This window comes from Leptolyngbya sp. GB1-A1 (assembly GCF_039962475.1).
Classification (GTDB): Bacteria; Cyanobacteriota; Cyanobacteriia; order Elainellales; family Elainellaceae; genus Leptolyngbya_A.
The window spans coordinates 49,954-57,107 of sequence record NZ_JAMPLI010000029.1; the positions used below are offsets into that span (position 1 = coordinate 49,954).

The 7,154-nt window shown below is 52.7% G+C and carries 4 protein-coding genes; 1 reads left to right on the plus strand and 3 read right to left on the minus strand.

All coding sequences use genetic code 11. The features are described from left to right. Positions 1-35: 35 nt before the first annotated feature. Positions 36-1,670 (plus strand): glycosyltransferase family 39 protein, encoded by a 1,635-nt coding sequence (locus NDI45_RS21660; protein ID WP_190792297.1) that lies wholly within the window; start codon positions 36-38, stop codon positions 1,668-1,670. Positions 1,671-1,677: 7 nt separating this feature from the next. Here NDI45_RS21660 and NDI45_RS21665 read toward each other — a convergent pair whose 3' ends face one another. Genes NDI45_RS21665 through NDI45_RS21675 form a run of 3 tightly spaced genes read right to left on the minus strand, consistent with a single transcriptional unit; the run spans position 1,678 to position 6,470 of the window. Continuing rightward, positions 1,678-3,003: a serine hydrolase gene (locus NDI45_RS21665; protein WP_190792296.1), complete on the minus strand. Its 1,326-nt coding sequence runs from the start codon at positions 3,001-3,003 to the stop codon at positions 1,678-1,680. 38 nt (positions 3,004-3,041) lie between these two features. After that, positions 3,042-3,500: a cyclic nucleotide-binding domain-containing protein gene (locus NDI45_RS21670; RefSeq protein ID WP_190792295.1), complete on the minus strand. Its 459-nt coding sequence runs from the start codon at positions 3,498-3,500 to the stop codon at positions 3,042-3,044. Positions 3,501-3,533: 33 nt separating this feature from the next. Then, complete coding sequence (locus tag NDI45_RS21675; protein WP_190792294.1) at positions 3,534-6,470, minus strand: MFS transporter; 2,937 nt, start codon at positions 6,468-6,470, stop codon at positions 3,534-3,536. Positions 6,471-7,154: the final 684 nt, after the last annotated feature.

Here is a 7,154-nt window from a genome sequence, read left to right on the forward strand (position 1 = left end):
TTGGGGAACAGTGAAGCGATCGCCTCTGCGACAGCATGACCCGCAAACTCGACGACTTTATCTTCTGGCTTCAGCGCGATAAACGCCCGATCGACCGTTTTTGGACTATCGGATTTTTGATTGCTGCCCTGCTTTTATTTACCTGGGATTTGGGCGGATTGCCGCTGCGGGACTGGGACGAAGGGCTAGTCGCTCAGGTAGCAAGAGAAATTGCACAGGCTCCTTCTAGTGACCTGACCTGGCTGCATCCAACGATGTGGGGCGAACCCTATCTCAATAAACCGCCCCTGGTTCACTGGCTGATTGCCCTTAGCTATTCGCTCGCCGGGGTGAATGAGTGGACAGCTCGGCTACCAGGCGCACTCCTAACTGCAATGTCGGTGCCGCTGTTTTACAGGCTGTGCCGTGAAGTGTTTCACCGCCGATCGCCTGCGGTATGCGCCACGCTGGTTTACCTGACTTCCCTCCCGGTCGTGCGGCTAGGTCGCTTAGCGATGCTGGACGGTGCAATTCTCTGCTTCCTGATCGTGATGATGCTCTGTCTGCTGCGATCGCGACGTAACTACAGCTATACGCTGGGCGTAGGGATTGGGCTGGGACTAATTTGCCTCACTAAAGGCATTATGATCGGGTTGCTGCTGGGGGCGATCGGTGTGGGATTTTTGGCTTGGGATACCCCACGGCTGCTGCGATCGGGCTATTTGTGGTATGGCGTTTTGCTGGGAATGATTCCCGCCTTGCTGTGGTATGGGCTGCAATGGGTGCATTACGGGCAGTTGTTTCTCAGCAATAATCTGGGCGATCAGTCGCTTCAGCGCATCTGGACAGACGTAGAGCAAAATCGCGGTGCGCCCTGGTATTACCTACTGGAAATGCTCAAATACGGCGTTCCCTGGATTCTATTTCTGCCGCTGGGCTATCGAACTGCCTGGGATCAGCGAAATCTGGGTTGGGCAAAGCTGGCGATCGTTTGGGGCGGGGTTTACTTTGCAGCGATTTCCCTGATGGTGACCAAGCTACCCTGGTACATTTTGCCGCTTTATCCGGCGTTAGCTCTGGCGATCGGCGCAACTCTCTCAGAACGGTGGGAACAGGGCAGACATCCGGGCGTGTTGCAGTCCGAGCCGATTGCCTATTCGCGTCAATGGATGATTCTATTTGTTTTGCTGGGGTTGGTTGCTGGGGCAGGTGCGGTTTGGTTTGGGATGCTGCAATCTCCCTCAGACCTGGATTTGCTGCTGGTGTTTGCGGCAGTCGGGATGACGATGCTGTCGGTGGCGGTGCTAATGGCACGGGGAGAGGCACAATTTTTAGCTGTTTTAGGCTGGGGAACCTACGTTGCGCTGCTGCTGTTTATGGGTTCCCATCACTGGAACTGGGAGCTGGCAAATTCCTTTCCGGTGAAGCCCGTTGCCGCCATGATTCAGCAGTTTACCCCCGCGAACCAAAAACTCTATACGTCCTACGATTACAATCGACCCTCGCTCAATTTCTATAGCGATCGACAAATCATCCCAGTAGACACTCCCCGACTGAAGCGCATCTGGCGCAGAGAAAGGCAGCCCTATTTATTGTTAGATGAAGCGACCCGACAGGAATTGAAACTGCGATCGGAAAAAGTGCTGGGCACTGCGGAAGGCTGGCAGCTTGTGACGAAATCTGCTTCTTAGCAGTTTGTCAGTCCAATTTTTGGGCTGCTATTTCCTGCCCCCCCTGGTGCAGAACGAGGTGTGTCACCCTTCCCTGCTCATCTCGAACAAACGTAATGAGAGCATCGAATTCTCTTGGGAAAAACTGAATTTCTGTTTCCGCAAATAGCTCGAACTTTTGCTGTCCCGTTGCCTGAGCATAAAACTGATCCTGCTCGTTCGTGATGGTCAGAAGAAAGCCCGGCTCGATCTGATATTGCCCGACGTAAGCATTGAATAATGCAGGATCAAGCGAGATTGCCTGACGCTGCTGGGGTGGGCTAGATTTCGTCAGGGGAATTCTCTGATTCAGCAAATGCAGTCCAATGTCGTTCACATCATTCTCTGAATTAGAGAGCACCACAACGCCCAGACCTTTCGGCTTCACAAAACCAAGAAAGCTGCGAAATCCGCCTGTTCCGCCGTCATGAAAGATAATTTCAGTGCCGTTGTCATTCAGGACGTGCCAGCCGATCGCGATTGCGATTCCTGAAATACCAGTTTGCGCTTGCACCTCGTGGGTTTTTTGTAGGATTGGGGTGAGCGGGGATGGCGTAATTTGCAGGTTGACTGCCAGAAACTTGAGGAGATCGTTAGCGGTTGATCGTAGTGCCCCTGCGCCTGCCAGGGTTGGCATGTTCCAGTAGGAAACGGGTTCACCCAAGGCATTATGTCCGGTTGTAAAGCGTGTCTGCTGCTCTGGGGAGATGTGAATACAGGTATCGTTCATCTGCAAAGGCTGGGCAATCTGGGTTTTGACCAGGGTTTCGTAATCCATTCCTGCTTCAAGGCTGAGGATGTGTCCCAGTAAGCCTGTGCCGAGATTCGAGTATTCGTATTGGCTACCAATGTCTTGTGGTAGGTCATAGCTGGATAGGAAGGAATAGAGATTTTCGACAGTGTAATCTGCATAGGGATCACGGTTATCCTGTGGAGCAAGGTTATCGGGTAATCTCGGTAGCCCAGACGTATGCGTTGCCAGATTGAGCAGGGAAATCTCCCGACCGTTTCGCGTGGGTGTTTTCACCGACTTTGGTAAAAAAACGGAAATGGGATCGTCCAGTTTTAGATCCCCCCGCTCTGCCATGTTCATTAGTACCAGAGCCGTAAATGCTTTGCTAATCGAACCAATTTCAAACAGAGTATTTTCATCAACCGGACAAGATTGGGTTTGATCCAGGCTGCCCCATGAAATAATCCGCTTTCCGTTTTGGTCAATGACTCCGACGACAATACCAACCCCTCGTTTTTCCTGTTCGATTCGCTGCTGCAAAATAGCCGTGATCTCGGCATTAGATAGGACAGGTTGAGTCATGATTTCGGCTCCATCAGTAGGAGGAATCGATCGCACTTCTACCGCTTTGCAGCACTTATGTTTCGTTGGCTCAACAAATTGATCTTTTGGTTCAATTCGCGAGTGCGGCGCGACAACAAACGAATAATATTAATCGCGATATCGGGCGTTTCCTCGATCGCATCATAAAGCTGCTGCTGATTCAGCATGAGGCAGTCGCAGGGTTCCAGCGTGGTAACCGAAGCCGATCGGGGTTCTGCGTCGAACACTGACATTTCCCCAAAACAGGTTCCCTGCTCCAGTCGCGCCAGTTCGCGATCGCCGATATGCACCCGCACCCGACCCGACACCAGCACATAAAGCGATCGCCCTTCTTCGCCCTGCCGGAAGATAGACTGCTTTGCCGGAAAAGAAAGCTCCTCCATTGAAGCCGCCAGCCGCATCAGGAAGTCATCGCGCAACTCCTGGAAGATAGGGACTTTTCGAACAAACAGTAGGCGATCGACGCTTGTGAGCATAGGTTCAGCACCAAAAATACGGGCGGCAAACAGCTAGTTTTCGGGGGTGAGTCCACGGGTGAGGATGTCTTGAATTTGGGATCTGACCAGGCGATCGGGGTCGTCTTTAAGATGAGGCAGCAGGTTGTGCAGCGTTTTGGGCGAAACGGTTTGCAGGTATGCTAGCACTGCTTCACGCACATAGCCGGTAGGGTCTCGCAAGCAAGAGAGGGTTTGCTCGGCGGTGAGGCTCCATCGCTGCTGACGCGCGAGATGGAAACAGCAGGCAAGCGTCCAGTCCGACAAGAAATGGCGCAGTTCGACCAGATGGCGCAATCGTTGACTGGGAGACATCGGCTGATGGGGCAGAAACTCGCTAAGGGATTTGAGCTTTTCCGGGTCGGACTGGCGATCGAGCACCTGAAGCAGGGCGCGTTTGCTGGGCAAGTCCAGCGTATTATCGAGAATTTCTAGCCCTCTAGCAACGCTGTCTCGCGTATCAAAGTCAATGCTGGAAGCGGCTGCCTGGATCGTGCTGCCATCGTAGAGAAACCGCATCAGCAGAAATAGGCGATCGAAGGTGTCTTGCTCAGCATCGCGCAACGATCGGCGCAGCAGAGTCGCAGCTTCTCCCGAAACTCGATCGGCGTTGAGATCAAGCAGGCTGGCATAAAGATGGGCTAAAAACAGGAGTTCCTGATCGATAAAAGTCCCAATGCCGCTGCGTCCCAGTCGATCGGCGACTGCTTCGATACCCCTTTCCTGCGGCAGTTTCAGCAAAATTTTGAGAATCGTTTGCCGCGTTGCCCCCCATGCAGTCATGAGTCGCGATACGAGAATATCCAGTGCTTCAGATGTGCCGATTTGACCGATCGCGTTCCAGGCATGGCTTCGCACAATCTCGGGCTTATAGCTGTTTTCAGCGACGTTAATGAGCAGCGGCAGTGCCTCACCTTCCAAGCGCACCAGTGCCCGCATCGATGCCTCGCGGGTGGATTTGTAGTGCAGTCCGCGCAGCAGAACGGGATAGTATTCCTCTAAATGGGTAGCGGCGATCGCCTCGATCATGGCACACCGCACCCGCAGCGATCGATCTTGCAGCAGTGAGCGAATATGGAGCCGCAGCGATTGCAGATAAACTGCATCTCCCAACGCCCAACAGCCCATCACCCGTTCTCGTTCTTTTGAGTGAGTCAGCATTTTTCGCAGCACATCGGTGGCTTCTGCTTTCTGACGGGGATTGCCGCGCCGCAGCATGAGAGCCGCCGCCGTACCTCGCACTTCAGGATCGATCGAGGGTTTGAAATAATCGCGGAGCTGATTCAGGTCCGGATCGGGTTCCGTTAGCCAGAGATAGCGCAGGGCAACCGCCAGCACATCCGGCGGCAAAGGAGAACTGGTTAGTTTGCGAACGGCTTTCAGGCTGGCAGGATTGGGAGCTTTAAGCATTGCTTCCAGACTTTCTCGCTGAAGCGCGGGCGAAAACTGGGGCAACAGCGGCGTCAGGACTTCACTGACATTTTTCGGATCAATCTGGGTGAGAAACTGAATGCACGATCGCCTCTCTGCATCTGAGCTAGGACGGTTTAAAGCCTCCACAATGCTGCGCTTAAACGCTTGAAGATCGAGTTCTGAAAGGCTGATCTGTCGCCGCTCGGTACTTAGTACCAGCACATCCACATACTTCGATCGCAGCAGCACCACCACAACTAGCCAGCAGAGCGCGAACGCTGCTGTATAAAACAGGAACACTTGCCCCTGAACTGCTTCTACCGCTGTCCCGTTGCCAATGCGCTCCAGCAGCCAGACATTCAGCAGTAGCCCTGCTCCGGTGAGCCCGATCGCCACAGGTTCGGCAATGCCCCGCACAAACGACTGCGTCCGATTGCGGATTGATTCAGGAAGCGGCTGAAACAGCACCGGACTGACGCTTGCCACCAGCGTGTAGCGCAGCAGCTCATCCACAAACTTGAGCATCACGATTCCTACAAACAGCGAAAACCCACCTACAAATGTGATGGAACTGAGCAGGACGATTGCCAGCGGCGGCAAAATCGAAACCACAAAAACACCCATCCGCTCGACCACCCGACCCGACACAAACCACTGCGTCACCAGCTCAAAAATGCCGAGGATCGCGCTAAACAGGGCAAGAAAGTCGGCAATCTCCTCTACCTGAACCGACAAACTTTGCTCAATTTGCCGCAAATACTGAAAATCGAGCAGCACAAATAGCACTTGAATCAGCGCAAAAACCCCAATCACTAACCAGACATACTGCTGCACTGAACCGCGGGCGCGACGGGCAGGGTCATTGGACAGTCTTTCCTGCGATCGTCTCCGGGGCGAATCGGGAAAAAACTGGGCATAAGCCTGCGTCAGATAAAATAAAATGCCCGAACTCACCAGCAGCAACAGACAAGCCAGCAAAATCACGTTTTCCAAACCCACCCAGCCGCGCAAAATCGGCAGCGACAGACCGCTAATTACATCGGCGACTAAAATTCCGCTGCTAATTAAGGGATAGGTGCGTTTGATTTCCCGAATCGTGAAAAGCTGATTTGCCGTGATCGAAGTAATCAGCTCGCTAATCACATAGATTGCTTCCAGCCATAGCCGCATTAAAAAAACTGTGTACGCGCCCAGCCAAGCCGGATTGAGTTCGAGCTGAAACAGCAAAAACGGCAAGCCCATCAGTAGCGAAGTCAGAACGATCGCCTGTCGCAGCGGCAGCACTTTTTGCAGCCAATCATAAAAGAAGCCAAACAGCGTCCCGATTCCCGCACTGGCAATGTAAATCCAGGGCAGCGAATCCGCGCCATACTCGCCCAAAAACAGAGCCGCAACGCTGACCTCTAGCCACAGAATCCCCACCGAGGACAGGGTATAAAAGGCAAACATCAGGAACGTTCGACCGCTTTCCTCAGGACGTAAATTGAGCAGATTCAGCCATCTTCCCCTGCTTCCTTCAGAGGTAGAACTGTTACCCATTACCGCAACCAGCCTTTCACCGATTGATTTTGTGGCGAATTTTTGGGCATTGCTCAGTTTCCCGCTTTGAGATACACCCTGGTTTCGCTGAGTTTTTTTTGAGGCGTTGCCATCCTGTCTCATGCAGTGGGATCAGCCTTATTGCTGGTACTCTGCCTAATCTAAACACGCTTTTGTATCATTCGCGCATCCTGCCCCACTTCCCTCAGGAGAACTGCTTGCTTTCCCTACTGGGGCAGCACTTCGACAGGATAATGCTTCTAAGCATTCCCTCTAGAATGCCCTACTTCTCAACCCAGCGGTCAGCATTTGCCAATCCCACTTTTTCAGAGAATCGTATAAGCACGAGTTCTCTACCGCCTTCGGTTTATCTTGTAGCATATCCAGAAGAATCAGGAATTGCTGTGCAGAATTGCTTTGAATATGGATGTCTTTTCCGCAGACGGAAATGGGGTTGAAGTGGTCATGGGTCAGCAACTCGGCTAGCTTCCGAGCGGCAGGACATTGGCGCTCGAACCCGATGGCTCCGTCTAAGTTTTCTAATATTTCCTTGCTCATCCTCTAGACCTTGCTTAGAGGATGTTTAGGAAGTAGCAGCGAATAGCAGTATTAAGAAAGCTTCCTGAAGTTTAGGCTGGAGCATATCGACATCTCAACAGCCCTCTGGGAAGCAATGACTCTAGC

Bases quoted from the DNA above. Each gene is read 5' to 3' on its own strand.
- NDI45_RS21660 (WP_190792297.1), top strand. From the start codon at position 36: ATGACCCGCAAACTCGACGACTTTATCTTCTGGCTTCAGCGCGATAAA.
- NDI45_RS21665 (WP_190792296.1), bottom strand. From the start codon at position 3,003: ATGACTCAACCTGTCCTATCTAATGCCGAGATCACGGCTATTTTGCAG.
- NDI45_RS21670 (WP_190792295.1), bottom strand. From the start codon at position 3,500: ATGCTCACAAGCGTCGATCGCCTACTGTTTGTTCGAAAAGTCCCTATC.
- NDI45_RS21675 (WP_190792294.1), bottom strand. From the start codon at position 6,470: ATGGGTAACAGTTCTACCTCTGAAGGAAGCAGGGGAAGATGGCTGAAT.